18 protein-coding genes and 4 tRNA genes are annotated in these 18178 nt (G+C 56.3%); 8 read left to right on the top strand and 14 right to left on the bottom strand.

All coding sequences use genetic code 11. The features are described from left to right. Positions 1 to 252: 252 nt before the first annotated feature. Entirely contained in the window at positions 253 to 381 is a 129-nt protein-coding gene (locus QDT79_RS13360) for a hypothetical protein (RefSeq protein WP_016928228.1), read from the top strand. Positions 382 to 442: 61 nt separating this feature from the next. Here the strand turns inward: QDT79_RS13360 and QDT79_RS13355 are convergent, their stop codons facing one another. From QDT79_RS13355 to cho, 5 genes are all read right to left on the bottom strand, one after another. Beyond that, positions 443 to 574 carry a hypothetical protein gene (locus QDT79_RS13355; protein WP_015377413.1) on the bottom strand — a complete coding sequence of 44 codons (132 nt, stop codon included), beginning with the start codon at positions 572 to 574 and terminating at the stop codon, positions 443 to 445. A 69-nt stretch (positions 575 to 643) separates the two neighbouring features. Beyond that, positions 644 to 1147 (bottom strand): YlaC family protein, encoded by a 504-nt coding sequence (locus tag QDT79_RS13350; RefSeq protein ID WP_038875410.1) that lies wholly within the window; start codon positions 1145 to 1147, stop codon positions 644 to 646. Between the two features lie 123 nt (positions 1148 to 1270). Beyond that, positions 1271 to 1570, bottom strand: a complete 300-nt coding sequence (locus QDT79_RS13345; RefSeq protein WP_063989499.1) for a sigma-S stabilization anti-adapter protein IraP — start codon at positions 1568 to 1570, stop codon at positions 1271 to 1273. Between the two features lie 185 nt (positions 1571 to 1755). Further along, positions 1756 to 1852: transfer RNA gene (locus QDT79_RS13340), tRNA-OTHER, on the bottom strand. Positions 1853 to 1964: 112 nt separating this feature from the next. After that, positions 1965 to 2813: an excinuclease Cho gene (gene cho / locus QDT79_RS13335; RefSeq protein ID WP_063990325.1), complete on the bottom strand. Its 849-nt coding sequence runs from the start codon at positions 2811 to 2813 to the stop codon at positions 1965 to 1967. A 231-nt stretch (positions 2814 to 3044) separates the two neighbouring features. Between cho and etsA the strand changes: the two genes are divergently transcribed. The 6 genes from etsA to QDT79_RS13305 all read left to right on the top strand — a co-directional run bounded on the left by etsA (position 3045) and on the right by QDT79_RS13305 (position 10102). Beyond that, entirely contained in the window at positions 3045 to 4235 is a 1191-nt protein-coding gene (gene etsA, locus QDT79_RS13330) for a macrolide efflux RND transporter periplasmic adaptor subunit EtsA (RefSeq protein ID WP_507200860.1), read from the top strand. Further along, complete coding sequence (locus QDT79_RS13325; protein WP_308316604.1) at positions 4232 to 6169, top strand: MacB family efflux pump subunit; 1938 nt, start codon at positions 4232 to 4234, stop codon at positions 6167 to 6169. The genes etsA and QDT79_RS13325 overlap by 4 nt, the downstream gene beginning before the upstream one ends. A 3-nt stretch (positions 6170 to 6172) precedes the next feature. Next, positions 6173 to 7540, top strand: a complete 1368-nt coding sequence (gene etsC / locus QDT79_RS13320) for a macrolide efflux RND transporter outer membrane subunit EtsC (RefSeq protein WP_308316603.1) — start codon at positions 6173 to 6175, stop codon at positions 7538 to 7540. 414 nt (positions 7541 to 7954) lie between these two features. Beyond that, a complete protein-coding gene (proP, locus tag QDT79_RS13315) occupies positions 7955 to 9457 on the top strand; it encodes a glycine betaine/L-proline transporter ProP (RefSeq protein ID WP_063989496.1) in 1503 nt (500 codons plus the stop codon). Between the two features lie 141 nt (positions 9458 to 9598). Then, positions 9599 to 9736, top strand: coding sequence for a hypothetical protein (locus QDT79_RS13310; protein WP_165384368.1), 138 nt, complete (start codon positions 9599 to 9601; stop codon positions 9734 to 9736). A gap of 96 nt (positions 9737 to 9832) precedes the next feature. Beyond that, positions 9833 to 10102, top strand: coding sequence for a hypothetical protein (locus QDT79_RS13305; RefSeq protein ID WP_063989495.1), 270 nt, complete (start codon positions 9833 to 9835; stop codon positions 10100 to 10102). 67 nt (positions 10103 to 10169) lie between these two features. Here QDT79_RS13305 and QDT79_RS13300 read toward each other — a convergent pair whose 3' ends face one another. The 3 genes from QDT79_RS13300 to QDT79_RS13290 all read right to left on the bottom strand — a co-directional run bounded on the left by QDT79_RS13300 (position 10170) and on the right by QDT79_RS13290 (position 11562). Beyond that, a complete protein-coding gene (locus tag QDT79_RS13300; RefSeq protein ID WP_308316601.1) occupies positions 10170 to 10721 on the bottom strand; it encodes a hypothetical protein in 552 nt (183 codons plus the stop codon). Next, on the bottom strand, positions 10687 to 10968 hold the full coding sequence (locus QDT79_RS13295; RefSeq protein WP_063989494.1) for a hypothetical protein: 282 nt from the start codon (positions 10966 to 10968) through the stop codon (positions 10687 to 10689). Before QDT79_RS13295 ends, QDT79_RS13300 begins: the two co-directional genes overlap by 35 nt. Positions 10969 to 11109: 141 nt before the next feature. Beyond that, positions 11110 to 11562: a PaaI family thioesterase gene (locus tag QDT79_RS13290; RefSeq protein WP_063989493.1), complete on the bottom strand. Its 453-nt coding sequence runs from the start codon at positions 11560 to 11562 to the stop codon at positions 11110 to 11112. Positions 11563 to 11799: 237 nt separating this feature from the next. On the opposite strand from QDT79_RS13290, the gene QDT79_RS13285 reads away from it, so the two are divergent. Beyond that, entirely contained in the window at positions 11800 to 13140 is a 1341-nt protein-coding gene (locus tag QDT79_RS13285) for an anaerobic C4-dicarboxylate transporter (RefSeq protein ID WP_025302367.1), read from the top strand. 158 nt (positions 13141 to 13298) lie between these two features. Here the strand turns inward: QDT79_RS13285 and QDT79_RS13280 are convergent. The 6 genes from QDT79_RS13280 to uvrY form a co-directional block, all read right to left on the bottom strand. Continuing rightward, positions 13299 to 13384 (bottom strand) — tRNA-Leu (locus tag QDT79_RS13280). Positions 13385 to 13394: 10 nt separating this feature from the next. Beyond that, a tRNA-Cys gene (locus QDT79_RS13275) sits at positions 13395 to 13468 on the bottom strand. 847 nt (positions 13469 to 14315) lie between these two features. Continuing rightward, positions 14316 to 14391: transfer RNA gene (locus QDT79_RS13270), tRNA-Gly, on the bottom strand. Between the two features lie 144 nt (positions 14392 to 14535). Further along, positions 14536 to 15084 carry a CDP-diacylglycerol--glycerol-3-phosphate 3-phosphatidyltransferase gene (gene pgsA, locus QDT79_RS13265; RefSeq protein WP_004927937.1) on the bottom strand — a complete coding sequence of 183 codons (549 nt, stop codon included), beginning with the start codon at positions 15082 to 15084 and terminating at the stop codon, positions 14536 to 14538. A 58-nt stretch (positions 15085 to 15142) separates the two neighbouring features. Beyond that, positions 15143 to 16975 carry an excinuclease ABC subunit UvrC gene (uvrC, locus tag QDT79_RS13260; RefSeq protein WP_063989492.1) on the bottom strand — a complete coding sequence of 611 codons (1833 nt, stop codon included), beginning with the start codon at positions 16973 to 16975 and terminating at the stop codon, positions 15143 to 15145. Further along, positions 16968 to 17624 carry a UvrY/SirA/GacA family response regulator transcription factor gene (gene uvrY, locus QDT79_RS13255; RefSeq protein ID WP_004927947.1) on the bottom strand — a complete coding sequence of 219 codons (657 nt, stop codon included), beginning with the start codon at positions 17622 to 17624 and terminating at the stop codon, positions 16968 to 16970. The genes uvrC and uvrY overlap by 8 nt, the downstream gene beginning before the upstream one ends. Between the last annotated feature and the right edge of the window lie 554 nt (positions 17625 to 18178).

The following is an 18178-nucleotide window of genomic DNA, read 5'->3' as shown; positions in this document are numbered from 1 at the left end:
CGCTGCCGCACTGGCTGCGTTATCAGACGAGGGAACTTCTGGCCTTAAGAACGTTCTTAATCACTATCATGATGCATGAAGTACGGCGCCGCTGAATTATATCCATTTGATATAAAAACAATTTAGCAGTGGCGCCGTCAGGGATTAGGGATGTGAACGGCAAGACTCGATTTCTTTCGGTGATGATGCTCATGGCCCTGGGCGTAGCGGCAGCCGATCTCGGCATCGCCGGTTTGGTCCATAGACTTTTAATTGGATAATTTTAACGTGACGCAGCAGGAACAAGAAAAAGACATTCTGGGGAAAATACTGGTGACGGTGTCCGCGCTTTGCCTGATTCTGGTGGCGGCGTTCCTGATCTGGGGATTCGTGCTGGATTGATATCGCACGACACTCAGACATAAAAAAACCGCCGCGGCGGTTTTTTTTATGGGTCAGGCGATCAGATCTTGCAACCTTCGCAGTCCGCTTCGTCCTCGAGGAACTCAGGGACCTCTTTTACCTTCTGCGCCGCTTTTTCTTCGGCTTTCGCCAGTTCGGCATCGATATCAAAATCGAAAATATCATCACTCATCGCTTGGTCCTCATTCTGCTTCGTGTTCAAACGCTGAGTATAATCGACAAGCCGCCGGCCGGAAACCTTTCAGTTTGCCGCCGCCAACTGCGGTGGCTCATCCTGCGGCTTTTTTCCGTAGGCCATGTCGTACACGTCGTAGAAGTCGATTTCGCCCTTATTGCCGATGATCACGCGCATCTTCTGTTTCAACGCGGCGCCGATAGACGGCTCATCCAGCAGTTGCTGCACCGCATAAGGCGACAGCGCGCGGGTAAAGTACCACTCGCCGTTGTAGCAAACCCGCAGATCCAGCACCCCGATGTCCTCGAAGCGGTATACCGGCCGGATCTCTATCAGCAGCATGGCGAACATAAACAGTACGAAAGCGGTGAAGCCCAGGAAGGCATATATCCCCATGTACGGCACCTGGTACATCACGGCGATCACCGCGAAATAACCGGCGAACATGGCAAGGCACAAATAGCGGTGAGTGCGGGCGAATTCGCTGTTGAAGCGCGGCTTGCCGTCCCGCCCTTCGCGCCGATTGATCTGTTCAATCTCTTTAACCAAGATGCTTTTAATCGCGTCCATCGTTACAACCTTATGCTGGAAACAGCATTGCCATCAAATCTCACCGCTAAAAGTAACACAAGTACAGTTTCGCCGGGTAGATCAGTTAGCCAACTTAATGGCGGCAACTGTTATAGTTCGGCTTCAACGTGGCTGAGCGGCCTTGCCTTGCGCAAACATGAACATGCGCTGGGCCACATCGTCGGCCTGTTTGATTTTCTGCTTTTGCGGTTCGTTGCTGCGATGAATGGCGCGGGCGTAAGCGATTTCGTGGGCCTGATCGATCATCGCAATGATCCGATCTCGTTCGGTCTTCTCCATATTGCCCAACATGGTGGTGATAATCGCCTGATAAGCGTTGGACGCGGCGCTCAGCGCTTTCTCTCTCGCCTCGAGGGCGGCGACGCGTTGCAAGAGTTCCTGCAGTTGCTCGGAGTGAGACATATCGACCTCCTGTTGCCGGGCAGCAAGCCTGCCTGATTACAGTTTAGCAAAGGATCGAAAGAGAAAGAGGAAGGAAAGCCAGCGGTTACGGTAAAGCACACCCGAAAATCCCAACGAGGAGCCGATAGTGCAAATCAACCCGGGTGCGCTTTACGGTAAGCGCGGTGAGATGAAGGGAAGAAAGCTGGCGCGCTATGCAGGACTCGAACCCGCGTCTATCAATTTTCAAGCCAAAACAAGCCATTATAAAACCAATCACTCTGCCAACTGAGTTAATAGCGCGTTCCTTCGCTTCGGGGCGCCATTATCCATAACAACATTATGGACTCAAGCTTTTTTAGCATAATACCCTGAATTTACAGATAAGTCTTAGGTTATCGATAGCGTTATGGCATTACGGCAGCTCAATAATCCGGTAATCGCCGGCGATGAGCGGCTTGCACAAAATCTTGTAGCCATCGCTGTCAAAGTGGCTGGCCGCACTCTGCAGCCGCTGCGCCTGCGCCAGGGTGCTGACCGAACCCAGATAAAACCAATTGTGAATCACATGGTACTGGCGCAGCGTTTCGCCCTGCTCTTCCAACGCCACGCGCCCGGCGAACGGCCAACAGGCGATGCGCAGCTGTTCAAGCGCCGCGCCGAGCCGCCGCGCATGTTCCTGCGCCGACTCCACGCCGCAGCAGGCACCGGCGCACTTGCGCAGGCTGTAGCGGAAGCAGGCTCGCCCGGCGGGCAGCTTGTCGATCCCCAGCTTGCCGTAACATAAACGATGCTCGTCGGCGATGGCGCGCAGTTTTTCCAGCGCGGCATGGCGATTGGCAAACAGCCCGTAAAGATGAGGCGTGACGGCGAAATCGATCTCTTTGGCATGGGCAATCGTCACCCTGTCCGCCTGCAGACGCAGTGCGCACAGCTGTTTCGAGCGCCGCAGGCGTTTGTTAAACAGTGGCTGTTGTTGCTTGATCAATTGCGCCTCAAGCAGCAGTGCCCCCAACTCGCCGGCGGTCTCGATAAAACTGATGCGCCGGGTTTGCCGCAGCATTTTTGCCTCATCCTGCGCGCGAAAATGCGCCATCACCCGGCTGCGTACGTTGACGCTTTTACCGATGTAAAGCGGCAGGCTGTCGCTCTCGCCGTGGAACAGATAGACGCCAGGCCCCTTGGGCAATGGCGCCAGGCAAGCGCGCAGGTGATCCGGGTAGTGGTAAATGTCGAGTTCCGGCTCGAGGCGGTTTGGCATCATGGCGGCGGCGTTATCCTGCGGATGAATGAATACTGGTTTTTTAGCCAGTATAACGCGCCGCGCAGCCGGTTGCACACTCGAAGGATAATAACTCGCCGTGATCTTTAGCGGGAAAGCCTTTACTATCCCCTTTCCAGCGGGAAAGCGCCTCACGTTTAGCGCCAGTTCAAGCTGGCGCTGCCATGATGGCAGACTGCAACCGCCGCTTTTATCGTTATGGAAAACCTGGGCATGCCATCACTGAAACTCACACCCCGTCATCTGGCGTTGATCGCCGTCATCGTTTTCATCGCCGTCGCCATCGCGCTGGCCCTCTATTGGCAACGCCCGCCGCAGCAGGATTACGTTACCGCGCCGGCCCGCCTGGGCGATATCGAGAACGCCGTGCTGGCCACCGGGCGGCTGGATGCCGTCGAACGCGTTAACGTCGGCGCGCGGGTCTCCGGTGAAGTCAAATCGCTGAAGGTCAAACTGGGCGATCGCGTCACCAAAGGGCAGCCGATCGCCGACATCGACGATCTGCAACAGCGCAACGATCTGCGCAACGCCGAAGCGGCGCTGAACGTCATCAAAGCCGAACTGCAGGCCAAACAGGCACAGCTTAAGCAGGCCGAGTCGCGTTTCAAACGCCAGCGGCGCATGCTGAACGACGAAGCCAGCTCGCGTGAAGACTTCGAAACCGCCGAAGCCACGCTCGCCACCACCCGCGCCGAGCTGCTTTCGCTCAATGCGCGCCTGGTGCAGGCGCAGATTGAAGTCGACAAGAAAAAGATCGATCTGGGGTATACCCGCGTGGTCGCGCCGATGGACGGCATCGTCATCGCCGTGGTCACGCAGCAGGGGCAAACGGTCAACTCAACCCAAAGTGCGCCGACCATCGTCAAGCTGGCGCGTCTGGATATGATGACCATCAAGGCGCAGATCTCCGAAGCCGACATCACCCGCATTTCGCCGGGGCAAAAGGCTTACTTCACCATTTTCTCCGATCCGGATAAACGCTACGACGCCACATTGCGCACCATCGAACTGGCGCCGGAATCGGTGATGAAGGACGACTCGCTCGCCGGCACCAGCTCCGCGTCCGGCTCCGGCACCTCGAACGCGTCGGTCTATTACAACGCGCTGCTGGACGTGCCCAACCCGGAAAACCGCCTGCGCATCGCCATGACCGCGCAGGTTTCCTTGCTGCTCGACGAAGCGAAGAATGCCCTGCTGGTGCCTATCCAGGCCGTGCATAAAACCGAAGGAAAAGGGCAACAGGTGCAGGTACTGACCCAGGATCAGCGGCTGGAAACGCGCGACGTGACCACCGGCATCACCAACAACGTCGACATTCAGATCCTCAGCGGCCTGAAAGCCGGTGAAACCGTGGTGCTATCGCAGCCTGCCGCCAAGTCGGCTGAGGATGGCATCTTCCTGTGAACGCGATCATCGAGCTAAAAGGCATCAGCCGGACCTACACCAACGGCGGTCAGGCGCTGACGGTGTTGAAAGACATCGATTTGACCATCGCCGCCGGTGAGCTGGTGGCGATCATCGGCGCCTCCGGCTCCGGCAAATCGACGCTGATGAACATCATGGGCTGTCTCGACGTACCGGATCGCGGCGACTACTACATCAGCGGCCAGAACGCCGCCCACCTGTCGCCGGACGAACTGGCCCGCCTGCGCCGCGAGCACATCGGTTTTATCTTCCAGCGTTATCACCTGATGCCCGACCTCAGCGCGCTGGGCAACGTCGAAATTCCGGCCATCTACGCCAACGCCCGGCGCGATCAGCGGCGGCAGCGGGCGGCGCAACTGCTGGCGCGGTTGGGCCTGGAGGGACGCGAAGACCACAAGCCCGGCCAGCTTTCCGGCGGCCAGCAGCAGCGCGTCAGCATCGCGCGCTCACTGATCAACGGCGGCGAAATTATCCTGGCGGACGAACCGACCGGCGCGCTGGACACCCAATCCGGCCAGGAGGTGCTGGCGATCCTGAGCGAACTGAATCAGCGCGGCCACACCGTGGTGATCGTCACCCATGATATGAACGTGGCGCAACATGCGCAGCGCGTCATCGAGCTGCGGGACGGCGAGATCATCGCTGACAGCGGCCGCCAATCGGCGCCCGTCGCAGCGCTGCCGCCGCCGAACCGCAGCCGGCAAAGCGGCTGGCAAAGCCTGATCGACCGCACCCGCGAGTCGCTGCACATGGCGCTGAAGGCGATGAACGCCCACCGCCTGCGCACCGCGTTGACCATGACCGGCATCATCTTCGGCATCGCCGCCGTGGTCACGGTGGTGGCGCTGGGCGAAGGCGCCAAACAGCGCACGCTGGAAAACCTCAAAGATCTCGGCACTAACGTGGTAAGCATCTATCCGGGCCGCGATTTCTTCGACGACGCCATCGACAGCATCCGCACCCTGGTACCGGCCGATGCCGACGCGCTGGCGCAGCAAAGCTTCGTCGACAGCGTCAGCCCGGAAGTAGACGCTTCCGACAGCATCCGTTTTCGCAGCAAATCTGCCACCGCCTCGATCACCGGCGTCGGGCGCGACTATTTCCGCGTTAACGGCGTCGAGCTGTTACAAGGCGTGACTTTCCGCGACGATCGTAATGCGCTGCAGGAAGTGATCATCGACGACAATGCACGCCAGGCGCTGTTCGGCGATTTCGGCGTCGAACCGCTCGGCCAGATCGTGTTTCTCGGCTCGGTGCCGGCCCGGGTGATCGGTGTGGCTAAAAGCAATCGCAACTACGCGCCCAATCGCATCACTGTATGGATGCCCTACAGCACGGTGATGTATCGCATGGTAGGCAAACCGACGCTCAGCGGCATCACCGTTCGGCTAAAGGACAATGTCGCCAGCGAATCGGCCGTCACCGCTATCACACAGCTGTTGACCCAACGCCACGGCGTAAAAGATTTCCGTTTGTACAACTTCGATAAAATCCGAAAGTCCATCGAACGCACGTCAATGACTTTTAGCCTGCTGATCCTGATGGTGGCATCCATCGCGCTGGTGATCGGCAGCCTGGGCGTGATGAACATCATGCTAGTCTCGGTTACCGAACGCACCCACGAAATCGGCGTGCGCATGGCGGTCGGCGCGCGGCGCGGTGACATCATGCAACAGTTCATGATCGAGGCGGTGCTGGTTTGTCTGATCGGCGGCGCATTGGGCATCGCGCTGTCGTTCGCCGCCGGGTCGCTGTTCACCTCGCTGGCGGGCGGCATGTTCACCGCCATCTATTCCTGGCAAGCCGCCGCGACGGCGTTTTTCTGTTCAACCTTAATCGGCATGGTCTTCGGTTATCTCCCCGCCCGCAAAGCGGCAAGGATGGATCCGGTCGTTTCATTGGCCAGCGAGTAACCCATGAAAATTTTCTCTCCCCTGGCATTAAGCCTCGCCGCCCTGCTCACTGCCGGCTGCGGCAACGCCCTGAAAAGCGACTACCGGGCGCCACAGGTCAACTATCCGACGAGTTGGCAGCACGCCGCCGAAAACGCCACGCCGACGCCGTTCGACTGGCGCGATTTCCACGATCCCGAGCTCGACCGCTGGCTGCAACAGGTGATGGCCAGCAACAACGATCTGGCCGTCGCCGTGTTGCGCGTCTACCGCGCGCGCCTCGAGGCGGAACGCGTCGGCATCAGCACCGCGCCCGACGTCAACGCCTCGTTGAACAGCAACATCAATCGCCCGCTGTCGGAGTCCTCCGCCTGGAATAAAACCAGCGGCGCAACGCTCTCTACGAGCTATGAAGTCGATCTGTGGGGCAAATTGGCGCGCCAGCGCGACGCCGCCGAGTGGGCCAGCCAGGCTTCCGAGCAGGATCTGCAGACGGCCCGCCTAACGTTGCTGGCCAACGCCGCCACGAATTACTGGCGCATCGGCTTCCTCAATCAGCAGATCGGTGTCAGCCAAGCGAGCATCGACTATGCCAAAGAGACGCTGCGGCTGGCCAACGCCCGCTATCGGGCCGGCAGCATCTCGGCGCTGGACGTGGTGAACGCGGAACAGAACGTGCTGACGCAGGAAAGCCGGCTGCTGACGTTGCAACACGAGCGTCAACAGGCGTTGAACGAACAGGCGGTGCTGTTGGGCGCGCCTTCAGGCCAGGCCACCATCACGCCCGCACGTTTGCCGACGGCGGCAATGCCGCAGATCAGCACCGGCATTCCCGCCAGCGTCTTGAGCCGTCGCCCGGATCTCAGCGCCAAAGAGCTGCGGTTGCGCGCCGCGCTGGCCAACGTCGACGAAAAACGTCTGCAATACTACCCCGCATTCAGTCTGACCGGCTCGCTGGGCGCCAGCAGCAGCGCTCTGCTGGAGTTTCTGCGCAACCCGACCGGCAGCCTCGGTGCCGGCCTGACGCTGCCGTTCCTGCAATGGCGGCAAATGGGCGTGGATATCAAGATCGCCCGTAATGACTACGAACAGCAAGTGCTGGAATTCAGGCAGGCACTGTACAAGGCGATGGGCGATGTGAATAACGCCCTGTCGCTGCGTGCGCAGCTGCTGGCGCAAGAGACGCAGCTGCAGGCCTCGCTGGCGCTGGCGCGCAAGTCGGAACGGCTGAACGAGGTGCGTTATCGGCAGGGCGCCGTCACCATTACCGACTGGCTAAATGCTCAGGAGCAGCGCCGTCAGGCGGAGTTGGCGGTGGACGAAAACCGCTTCGCGCAGTACCAGAACCTGGCGAAACTCTATCTGGAATTCGGCGGTTCGCCGGTACCCTAAACCAAAAGGCCTGGCCATTGGGTCAGGCGCCTTTTTGGTGGCGAATACATCAATTTTCCCTGTTTTATCTCCCGCACTCTCTATACTTGAAACATCATCAATGAGACGAAAAATCGTCAAATTGCGCATTTATTAGACCATTATCGCACCAAATCGGTGCAAACACTTAAGTTAAACTGCTGGATTTGATCGGCGCAAGATATAACGTTAAGCTATAGATGCAAAATAATTAGTCACCTAAATGACATAACCTTGGCATAAAAGACGATATTTTGTGATCCACATCCCAACTTAAATGTGGATAATGAATCGTCTTGAACCGCGATTCGATTAGCCGATTTGATAACTCGAAAACAACAGTGAACGGAGATTACGCTTTCACGAACAACGAATAATTCATTAAGGGATGATTATATGAAGTTAAGAAAAAAACGACATAAACCGATGCACATTAACGACATCACCATCATCGATGACAGCAAACTCAAGAAGGCGATCACCGCGGCAGCCCTGGGCAACGCGATGGAGTGGTTCGACTTCGGCGTATACGGCTTTGTCGCCTATGCGCTTGGCCAGGTCTTCTTCCCCGGCGCCTCGCCCGGCGTGCAAATGATCGCCGCGCTGGCGACCTTCTCCGTGCCCTTCCTGGTGCGTCCGCTCGGCGGTCTGTTCTTCGGCGCCATGGGTGACAAGTTCGGCCGTCAAAAAGTCCTCTCGGTCACCATTATCATCATGGCGGTCAGCACCTTCTGTATCGGTCTGATACCGTCTTATGCGTCGATCGGCATCTGGGCGCCGATCCTGCTGCTGCTGGCCAAACTGGCGCAGGGCTTCTCCGTCGGCGGTGAATATTCCGGTGCGGCAATTTTCGTCGCCGAATACTCGCCGGACCGCAAACGCGGCTTTATGGGCAGTTGGCTGGACTTCGGCTCCATCGCCGGCTTTGTGATGGGTGCAGGCGTGGTGGTGCTGATCTCCAGCATCGTCGGCGAAGCCAACTTCCTCGACTGGGGCTGGCGCATTCCGTTCTTCATCGCCGCGCCGTTGGGCCTGATCGGCCTCTATCTGCGCCATGCGCTGGAAGAAACCCCGGCGTTCCAGCAGCACGTGGACAAGATGGAGAAAGAAGACCGCAACGCCATCGAAAATCCGCCGAAAACCTCGTTCAAAGAGATCGCGGCCAAACACTGGAAAAGTTTGCTGGTGTGTGTCGGTATCGTGATTTCCACCAACGTGACCTATTACATGCTGTTGACCTATATGCCGAGCTACCTGTCGCATAACCTGCACTACTCGGAAGATCACGGCGTTCTGATCATCATCGCCATCATGATCGGCATGCTGTTCGTGCAGCCGGTGATTGGCCTGACCAGCGACCGCATCGGCCGTAAGCCGTTTATCATCGGCGGCAGCATCGGCCTGTTAGCGCTGGCGATCCCGTGCTTCATTCTGATCAACAGCAACGTGATTGGCCTGATCTTCGTCGGTCTGCTGGTGCTGGCGGTGCTGCTCAACTCCTTCACCGGAGTGATGGCTTCCATCCTGCCGGCGATGTTCCCGACGCACATTCGCTACAGCGCGCTGGCGATTTCGTTCAACATTTCGGTGCTGATCGCCGGTGCGACGCCGACCGCCGCTGCCTGGCTGGTCGAAGCGACCGGCAACCTGTACATGCCGGCCTACTACCTGATGGTGGTGGCGGTGATCGGTCTTATCACCGGTCTGTACATGAAAGAGACCGCCAACAAGCCGCTGCGCGGCGCGACGCCGGCGGCATCTGACCGCTCAGAGGCGAAAGAGCTGCTGCAGGAGACCTACGACAACATCGAACAGAAAGTCGAGGACATCAACGCGCAGATCGCCGAGTTGGAAAAGAAAAAACAGATCCTGATCGACCAGCATCCCAAGCTGGACTGATCGGCGCTGAAAGGCAAAAGCCACCCGATTGGGTGGCTTTTTTATTTTGATTTCAAACGAAATAATGCGCAGCGCATTTTATGACCATCGGGATTGGTGGTACGCTTTGCAGCACACGCTTTATTGATGAAGAACATGATCATGAGCAAAATGGATCTTCCCGTCATCATCGGCATCCTTGTTATGCTCGCCCTGTGGTTTGGCGCGTTCTTCAACATTGGCGATATCACCTTCAGCATTTCACGCCTGTTTCACTGGATTGAGAGCCAACGCAGCTAACCCCACGCCGACGCAGGCTGTGGAAAACATCGGCTATGATTAAAAGACGTTACCGCCATTTTCCACGATTATCGCTCGCGATAAGGGGACTGCATCATGACCGATTATGCGTTCTACAATCAGATCCTGACCCGACTGGCCGCCAATCACCCCGGCACGCTGGATGAAAAAAACTACGAACTGTGGAAACAAGACGCCACTAGCCCGCATGCCTTCGCCGATCCCTTCGCCTATCTCAAAACCAAAGGGCTGATACAGGCCTATGTGATGAGCGACATCGATGAGAACAACTATGATATCGACCCGCATCAAACGCGGATCACCGCCGCCGGTCTCGAGTTCATTCGCAACGGCGGGTTTAAATAAGGGCGACACGCGCCAACAAAAAAACCGCCAGACGGCGATTTTTTATCCCAGAAGCATGCGAACCGACTCAGGCGGGGAAAGGCCGATAAAAAATGCGCAGTACTTCGTTGTCGCCCTGGCGTAAAAAACCGCCTTCCGGCTGCCAGCGCAGATCGCGCGCCAGATTGAGATTTTCCCAACCGACCGCGCCTCCCACGCCGATGCAAAGATTTTTATTGCCGGCGGCAAATCCTGCACCGGTGCCGATCATGGCATGCAGCAAACGGGGCGCCGCCGCGTCACGCAGGGAGAATATGCCGATAAAACATCCCTGCGGCGCGCGCAGCATATCCGCCATGGTGCGGATCTCGTTATCGTCAGGGCTGACGAAATGTTTGTATTGCTTATCGAACACCGTCTGCCACAGCTGCTTGTATTTCGCCTTACTGAGCGCGCCTGAACGATGAGCGCAAAGCACCACCGCATCCCAGCACATCTCCCCGCTGAGCGAAAGATACTCTTCCGTATCGGTTTGCGGCTTATCGGCGTAATACCGCGCAAATTCAGCCGCATTCAAATGCGGCGGCACGGCCTGTTTAGCAACGTCACTCTTGTAGCGCTTGAAATTCAACCAATGCATGGGAAGTCTCCTCTTCACCCGGTAGGTTAACAATCCGGCAGCCGTGGATGAGACGCGCCATCAAATCCAGGGCATCGTCAGCAGCGGCGATTTCGTCGTCATTCAGCCCCTGCACCATCGACCGCTCGATCGCGCTCATCACCCCCGGAGCGCTGGTTTCTTCCCCCTGCGCCACCACGTCTAATACGGCTTTGCCGATCGCCAGACAAAGCTCATGATCAAACTCAATCTCTTTATACGGCTGCATAATCACCCCGATAAATTTTTACCCAAGAATACTAGACCACAATGGTGTATCGCGCCTGTCATCGTAGCGCAGCAAGATATGCAGCCGAAGAGAATTGCATCGGGCCCCGGGTTGATAGCCCGAAGCCCGACAAAAAGCAGATTATTGCGGTGCTTGTTCGGTAGGGCGAATGATAAAACAAGTGGCGGTTGCCGAAGCCAGCAGCTTCCCTTCCGCCGTTTTGAGCGTGCCTTCAGCGAAAGCGACGTTTTTCGCCGCATAGACCAGACGCCCCTCGGCGATCAGGTCAGTTTCCTTCGGCACAGGGCGCAACATTTTAACCTGCAGATCGACGGTGCCATAACCAATCCCCGCGCCCAGCATACTGTGCACCGCGCAACCGGTCACCGAGTCCAAGACCGTGGCGGCAAAGCCGCCATGAACGCCTCCCAGCGGATTCAGGTGGCGCCCGTCGGCCCGCGCCACGATGCGGATATACCCCTCTTCCACCGCAACCGGTTTCATGGGCACGGTTTCAGCGATCGAGGCCGGTGGAATTTTACCGGCCATCGCAGCCTGTAATAGCGCCAGTCCTGTCATTTTTGTCGGATCCATTGATCTCTCCTCTGGTGATAAACCCGTTATATAGGAGAGGTCTGACCTCTTGACTTGTTTTTTCGTGCTGATGTCGTCAGCCGCCTGCTCTTCAGATTCTCTGAACGTGACCGTCATCACTCTTTAGCGCTAATAACCCTAATTTTTTAGCGCCTTTAGATTTAAAACAACTTTCTGCTGCCAGCGCAGCCGGAAACTGAACGCAGTTAAGTTCAACATTATTAAGGCGTATCTATCATGGATTTCTTTCTGCAATTAGCGGTGATATTGGCATGCCTGCTGTATGGGGCGCGTAAGGGCGGCATTGCGCTGGGGTTACTGGGTGGGATCGGGTTGATGATCCTGGTGTTCGGCTTTCACCTGCAGCCCGGCAAACCGCCGGTGGACGTGATGCTGGTGATTATCGCGGTGGTGGCGGCTTCCGCCACCCTGCAGGCCTCGGGCGGGTTGGACGTCATGCTGCAGATCGCCGAACGGATGCTGCGACGTAACCCGCGCTATGTCTCGATCATCGCACCGTTCGTGACCTGCATTCTCACTATTCTGTGCGGCACCGGGCACGTGGTGTACACCATCTTGCCGATCATTTATGACGTGGCAATCAAAAACAACATCCGCCCGGAGCGACCGATGGCGGCCAGCTCGATCGGCGCGCAGATGGGCATTATCGCCAGCCCGGTTTCAGTGGCGGTAGTCTCACTGGTGGCGATGCTCAGCAGCTACACCTTCAATGGCCGCCATCTGGAATTCCTCGATCTGCTGTCTATCACCATCCCGTCTACCCTGTGCGGCATTCTGGCGATCGGCATCTTCAGTTGGTTCCGTGGCAAAGACCTGGACAAAGACCCGGAGTTCCAGAAATTCATCTCGGTGCCGGAAAACCATCGCTACGTTTATGGCGATGCCGCCACCTTACTCGACCGGGTGCTGCCACGCAGCAACTGGATCGCCATGTGGATTTTCCTCGCCACCATCGCACTGGTGGCGGTACTGGGGGCGTTTTCCGATCTGCGGCCCAGCTTCGGCGGCAAGCCGCTCTCCATGGTCCTGGTGATCCAGATGTGTATGCTGATGGCCGGGGCATTGATCGTCATCATTACCCGCACCAACCCGGCGTCTATCTCTAAAAACGAAGTGTTCCGCTCCGGCATGATCGCCATCGTGGCGGTGTATGGCGTCGCCTGGATGGCGGAAACCATGTTCGGCGCGCATCTGGCGCAGATCGAAGCCACGCTGGGCGTGCTGGTGAAAGAATACCCCTGGGCCTATGCGCTGATCCTGCTGCTGGTGTCGAAGTTCGTCAACTCGCAGGCCGCCGCGCTGGCGGCACTGGTGCCGGTGGCGCTGGCGATCGGCGTCAACCCGGCCTATATCGTCGCTTCGGCGCCGGCCTGTTACGGCTATTACATTTTGCCAACCTACCCCAGCGATCTGGCGGCAATCCAGTTCGACCGATCCGGCACCACCCGCATCGGCCGCTTCGTGATCAACCATAGCTTTATTCTGCCCGGCCTGATCGGCGTCAGCGTCTCCTGCGTCTTCGGCTGGATCCTCGCCGCGGCGTTCGGTTTCTTATGAGTTGTATTTCGGAGCCCTGAGGGGCTCCGTACAGGCAGGGTGGCAGCACGACAAGAAAGGATGCAGGTATAATACGAATTTCAGGCACAAAAAAACCGCCTCTCGGCGGTCTACGACATTACTACTTATTGCTTTGATTATTCGGTATTTTCATTCCCTGGTACCCGGGGCGGGACTTGAACCCGCACAGCCATAAGCCGAGGGATTTTAAATCCCTTGTGTCTACCGATTTCACCACCCGGGCTCGGGAAAGTTGGAGGCGCGTTCCGGAGTCGAACCGGACTGGACGGATTTGCAATCCGCTACATAACCGCTTTGTTAACGCGCCTTTATTCTGTTTGCCTTTTCAGGCCAAAGCCGGTGATTCACCCACTTCGTTTTGTTCTTTTGATCCGCGATGTTGAAATCGCTTATCTTAATCATCTGATTCTTAAGTAATTTATTTCGTTACCGCCGAATCGATGGACTGCATTATGGACTAAACCCCCCACCTTGGCAACCCCCCGAAATAGCAAAAAGTTCTCTAACGCTTTCAACTGCTTATTTTGTGGGCGCACTGTTCACAATGCCAACGGAAAGGCAAGCGGAATGTTGATTTTATATGCATCGGCTCAGGGATTCACGGGCGAATCGGATCTTTTTTCTTGGCAGGAATCACTTACCCGCGCCCTCTGCGGGTTTCATTTGCTTATGATGATGGGGTACCGTGCAAAACATCATTATGGGTGACATCGCGCAATCTCCGCGCCGCTAGCTGACCACGCACGTATAACAGCAGAAACCACCGTAATCGGCGAATGCCAGGAAGAGCGATTTCGACGATAGCTCCCACCAAACATACCGGCAGAAAACCGAGCACCGTTCCGAAAGTGGGATATCACTCCCCCAACCCAACGTCGCCGCCCTGAATAGCCAACGGAACTGCAGAGGTAGAGACTGATGTCAGGCCGTACACCGCACGGGAGCACCGGCACAATATCCAATCAAATGTGCCTGATTACACCATGCAACGGATGCATCCTGCGGTATGAAAACGACAGGATATACAGAGGCAATAATCGATGTATCACGTTGAAGAAAGGTTTCGCCGGACGGCAAAGGATTAGAAAACGAAAAGGGGCCGAAGCCCCTTTTCGTTTACCTGCCGAATCACGGGGATCCAACAGGCCAATGTTTGGAGCGAGAAACGAGGCTCGAACTCGCGACCTCAACCTTGGCAAGGTTGCGCTCTACCAACTGAGCTATTCCCGCATTACCAGAACTGACTGATTTATTTGCTATCTTTTGGCAATTCATCGTTGTCGTCTGATGCGATGCATTCTACTTACCTGACGTGATGAGTCAATAAAATTGTTGGCTCATCACGATCGTTTGCCGATTTTTGCAGCGTATCGATCACGGTTCCAGCAGATCGTTGCGTGCCGCGTTCAAATATTGGAACATCGACCAGAAAGTCAGCACCGCTGCGATATACAGCAAGCCAATCGCCACATACTCTACGGAGCGATCCGGGCGCCACAGCAAGCCCACCAGCGACATCATCTGCGCCATGGTTTTCACTTTGCCGATCCAGGACACCGCCACGCTGCTGCGTTTGCCAATTTCCGCCATCCACTCGCGCAGCGACGAAATGATGATTTCACGGGCGATCATGGTGGCCGCCGGCAGCGTGATCCACCAGCTGTGGTAGTGTTCCGCCACCAACACCAGCGCCACCGCCACCATCACTTTGTCCGCAACCGGATCCAAAAACGCCCCGAAGCGCGTCGTTTGTTTCCAGCGGCGTGCCAGGAAACCGTCAAACCAGTCGGTGACGGCGGCGAACACAAAGATAACGGCGCAAACCATCGGAGCCCAGTTGAACGGCAGATAAAACGCCAGCACAAAGAATGGGATCAGAACTACGCGAAACAGGGTAAGCCAAGTCGGTATATTCAATTGCATAATGCTACGGTAACTATCTGGCTAGAGTGGAAATTAAGAGTATGTTGCTACATTGCCCTCAGTGTTTCAATGCATTGTAGATCTTTTCTGCCAATGCTTGTGAAATACCCGGCACTTTTGCAATTTCCTCCACGCTGGCGTTCAACAAAGGTTGCAGTCCGCCCATATACTTCAACAGCACCTGGCGCCGTTTCGGCCCTACGCCTTCAATCAACTCCAATGCGCTGGTATTTCTGACTTTCGCCCTTCTCTGCCGGTGGCCGGTAATCGCATGATTGTGTGAATCGTCACGGATGTGTTGGATCACATGCAGCGCCGGCGAATCCGGCGGCAGCGAAATCCCCTCGCCTTCCGGCACGAAGAACAACGTTTCTAACCCGGCCTTGCGATCGGCGCCTTTGGCGATGCCAATCAGCAGCGGCTTATTCTTGTCCCAGGTAACGTTCAACGATTTGAATACGTCGATCGCCATGCCGAGCTGCCCTTTACCGCCGTCGATGAAAATGACATCCGGGATCTTTTTCTCTTCCAGCGCCTTGCCGTAACGGCGCTTCAGCACCTGCGTCATCGCCGCGTAGTCATCGCCTGGAGTGATGCCGCTGATATTGTAGCGCCGATACTCCGCGCGCACCGGGCCGTTACCGTCGAACACCACGCACGAAGCCACGGTCTGCTCGCCCATGGTATGGCTGATATCGAAGCACTCCATACGGTTGATTTCCGTCAGGTTCAGCACTTTGGCCAATTCCGCCAGCCGCTGATGAATAGTCGACTGTTGCGAAAGCTTGGTGGTCAACGCCGTTGCCGCGTTGGTGCGCGCCAGCTTCAGATAACGGGCGCGGTCGCCACGCGGTTTGCTTTGAATTTGGATCTTGCGCCCCGCCAACCCGGAGAGCGATTCTGCGAGCAGGTCTTTTTCCGGCAGGCTGAAATCCAGCAGGATCTCGCCGGGCAATGTGCGCGCCTGGCTACCCTGCAGATAGAACTGGCCGACAAAGGTCTGCACCACTTCGCCCATATCCGTGCCGCCCGGTACTTTAGGGAAATAGCTGCGGCTGCCCAGCACCTTGCCCTGACGGATGAACAGCACGTGCAGGCACGCCATACCGGCATCGAACGCTACGCCGATCACGTCCAGATCGTCGCTGTCGCCCGACACAAACTGCCGCTCGGTGACGCGACGCACGGCCTGAATTTGATCGCGAATGCGCGCCGCCTCTTCGAAATTGAGCAGTTTGCTGGCTTCTTCCATACGCGCAATCAGCTGGTGCAATACCTGCTGATCTTTACCAGAAAGGAACAGCCGCACGTAGTCCACCTGCTGCTGGTATTCTTCTTCGCTCACCAGGCCGGCAACACAAGGCCCCAGACAGCGGCCGATCTGATACTGCAGGCACGGACGAGAACGGTTGCGATATACGCTGTTTTCGCACTGACGAATCGGGAACAGCTTCTGCAGCAGCGCCAGCGTTTCGCGTACGGCATAAGAGTTGGGAAAAGGCCCGAAATATTCGCCCTTGGCGTGTTTGGCGCCGCGATGTACCGCCAAACGGGGATGGGTATCCGCACTGAGAAAAATCAGTGGGTAAGATTTATCGTCTCGCAAAAGAACATTATACCGCGGTTGGTACAATTTAATGTAGTTATGTTCCAACAGCAGCGCTTCTGTTTCGGTGTGGGTAACCGTTACGTCTATTTGCGCGATATTTTTAACCAGTGTCTCGGTTTTACGGCTGCTGACCTGCTGCCTAAAATAGCTGGCGAGACGCTTTTTCAGGTCTTTGGCTTTACCGACGTAGATCACCGTGCCCGTGGCGTCGTACATGCGGTAGACGCCGGGCTGGCTGGTGACGGTACTCAGGAAGGCTTTGGCATCAAAACGGTCATTCACTGCTTAACAATGTCTCCGCATTGAACAATCCATGTCGGATGGCCAGGTGAGTCAATTCGACGTCGCCGCTGATATTCAGTTTGCTGAACATGCGGTAACGGTAGCTGTTCACCGTTTTCGGGCTGAGACTCAGTTGCTCCGAGATCTCATTCACTTTTTTGCCTTTGGTGATCATCAACATGATCTGTAACTCGCGTTCAGACAGGCAGCTGAACGGCGTTTCGGCCTGCGGTTCCAGCTGACTCAGGGCCATCTGCTGGGCGATATCAGACGCGATATAACGCTGCCCCGCATGCACGGAACGCAAGGCATTAATCACTTCCTGCGGCGCGGCGCCCTTGCTCAGGTAACCGGCGGCACCCGCCTGCATCACCTTCGCGGGCAAAGGATTTTCAGTATGGATGGTCAACATGATGACTTTGACGTCGGGTGCATAACGCACAATCTTGCGCGTGGCTTCCAGCCCGCCAATGCCCGGCATATTCATGTCCATCAGCACGATATCGACAGCGTTGCCACGGCACCATTTTACGGCGTCTTCACCGCACTGAGCCTCACCGACAACTTTTATACCTTTGATATCTTCAAGAATGCGTCGTATCCCTGCGCGCACCAGTTCGTGGTCATCAACAAGAAGAACGCTAATCAAGGAAAAATCTCCAAAAAAAGGGAGTAACGCAATCGGCCTCTGTTTTCGCCAGAGATATTACTTGTTTTTCAGACAAGAATGAACACAGATTAATACATACTTCCGAATAACTTTGCGGAGCAGAGCTGATTTTTCAATTTTAGCCGTCTATGCCGCCGATAAATCGTCACGTCGGAAAAGATCGGACGCCGAAAATAATTCCGCGGCGCTGTACCAGACACAGGATAGCGCGATAATCATGCTACGAGAGAGAAATCTGTGTAAGCAATCACGACATGAATAATATTAACACGGCCGTTGGCTGTTTGTAATCATTTGATATTTAAAGGCGTAACAAAATCCGCTGCCAACCTGTGTCTGGCAACCCGCGGTCGAAACTATTATTCCCGGCAAACGCCGGTAAAATCGGTGTCCCCCACCCCAAATAATTATAATAACCCCCATTGTTCAACAATAACGTGCCGGACAAATACTTGTTAACCACCTCGAAATAACTTGCCGCGAGTAGATGATTCAGACAAGCAATGAGCGAACGTTGCCCACCCGCGTGACCT

The organism is Serratia marcescens (genome assembly GCF_029846115.1).
GTDB classification, from domain to species: domain Bacteria; phylum Pseudomonadota; class Gammaproteobacteria; order Enterobacterales; family Enterobacteriaceae; genus Serratia; species Serratia marcescens_L.
The sequence above is the reverse complement of the archived record's forward strand: the minus strand, read 5'-3'. Positions and strand labels throughout refer to the sequence as shown.

Excerpts from the sequence above, each read along its gene's own strand:
- QDT79_RS13345 (WP_063989499.1), bottom strand. The coding sequence starts at position 1,570 with ATGTCTCACTCCGAGCAACTGCAGGAACTCTTGCAACGCGTCGCCGCC.
- etsA (WP_507200860.1), top strand. The coding sequence starts at position 3,045 with ATGCCATCACTGAAACTCACACCCCGTCATCTGGCGTTGATCGCCGTC.
- QDT79_RS13310 (WP_165384368.1), top strand. The coding sequence starts at position 9,599 with ATGAGCAAAATGGATCTTCCCGTCATCATCGGCATCCTTGTTATGCTC.
- QDT79_RS13285 (WP_025302367.1), top strand. The coding sequence starts at position 11,800 with ATGGATTTCTTTCTGCAATTAGCGGTGATATTGGCATGCCTGCTGTAT.
- QDT79_RS13355 (WP_015377413.1), bottom strand. The coding sequence starts at position 574 with ATGAGTGATGATATTTTCGATTTTGATATCGATGCCGAACTGGCGAAA.
- QDT79_RS13300 (WP_308316601.1), bottom strand. The coding sequence starts at position 10,721 with ATGCATTGGTTGAATTTCAAGCGCTACAAGAGTGACGTTGCTAAACAG.
- pgsA (WP_004927937.1), bottom strand. The coding sequence starts at position 15,084 with ATGCAATTGAATATACCGACTTGGCTTACCCTGTTTCGCGTAGTTCTG.
- QDT79_RS13305 (WP_063989495.1), top strand. The coding sequence starts at position 9,833 with ATGACCGATTATGCGTTCTACAATCAGATCCTGACCCGACTGGCCGCC.
- QDT79_RS13290 (WP_063989493.1), bottom strand. The coding sequence starts at position 11,562 with ATGGATCCGACAAAAATGACAGGACTGGCGCTATTACAGGCTGCGATG.
- QDT79_RS13295 (WP_063989494.1), bottom strand. The coding sequence starts at position 10,968 with ATGCAGCCGTATAAAGAGATTGAGTTTGATCATGAGCTTTGTCTGGCG.
- proP (WP_063989496.1), top strand. The coding sequence starts at position 7,955 with ATGAAGTTAAGAAAAAAACGACATAAACCGATGCACATTAACGACATC.
- QDT79_RS13350 (WP_038875410.1), bottom strand. The coding sequence starts at position 1,147 with ATGGACGCGATTAAAAGCATCTTGGTTAAAGAGATTGAACAGATCAAT.
- cho (WP_063990325.1), bottom strand. The coding sequence starts at position 2,813 with ATGATGCCAAACCGCCTCGAGCCGGAACTCGACATTTACCACTACCCG.
- etsC (WP_308316603.1), top strand. The coding sequence starts at position 6,173 with ATGAAAATTTTCTCTCCCCTGGCATTAAGCCTCGCCGCCCTGCTCACT.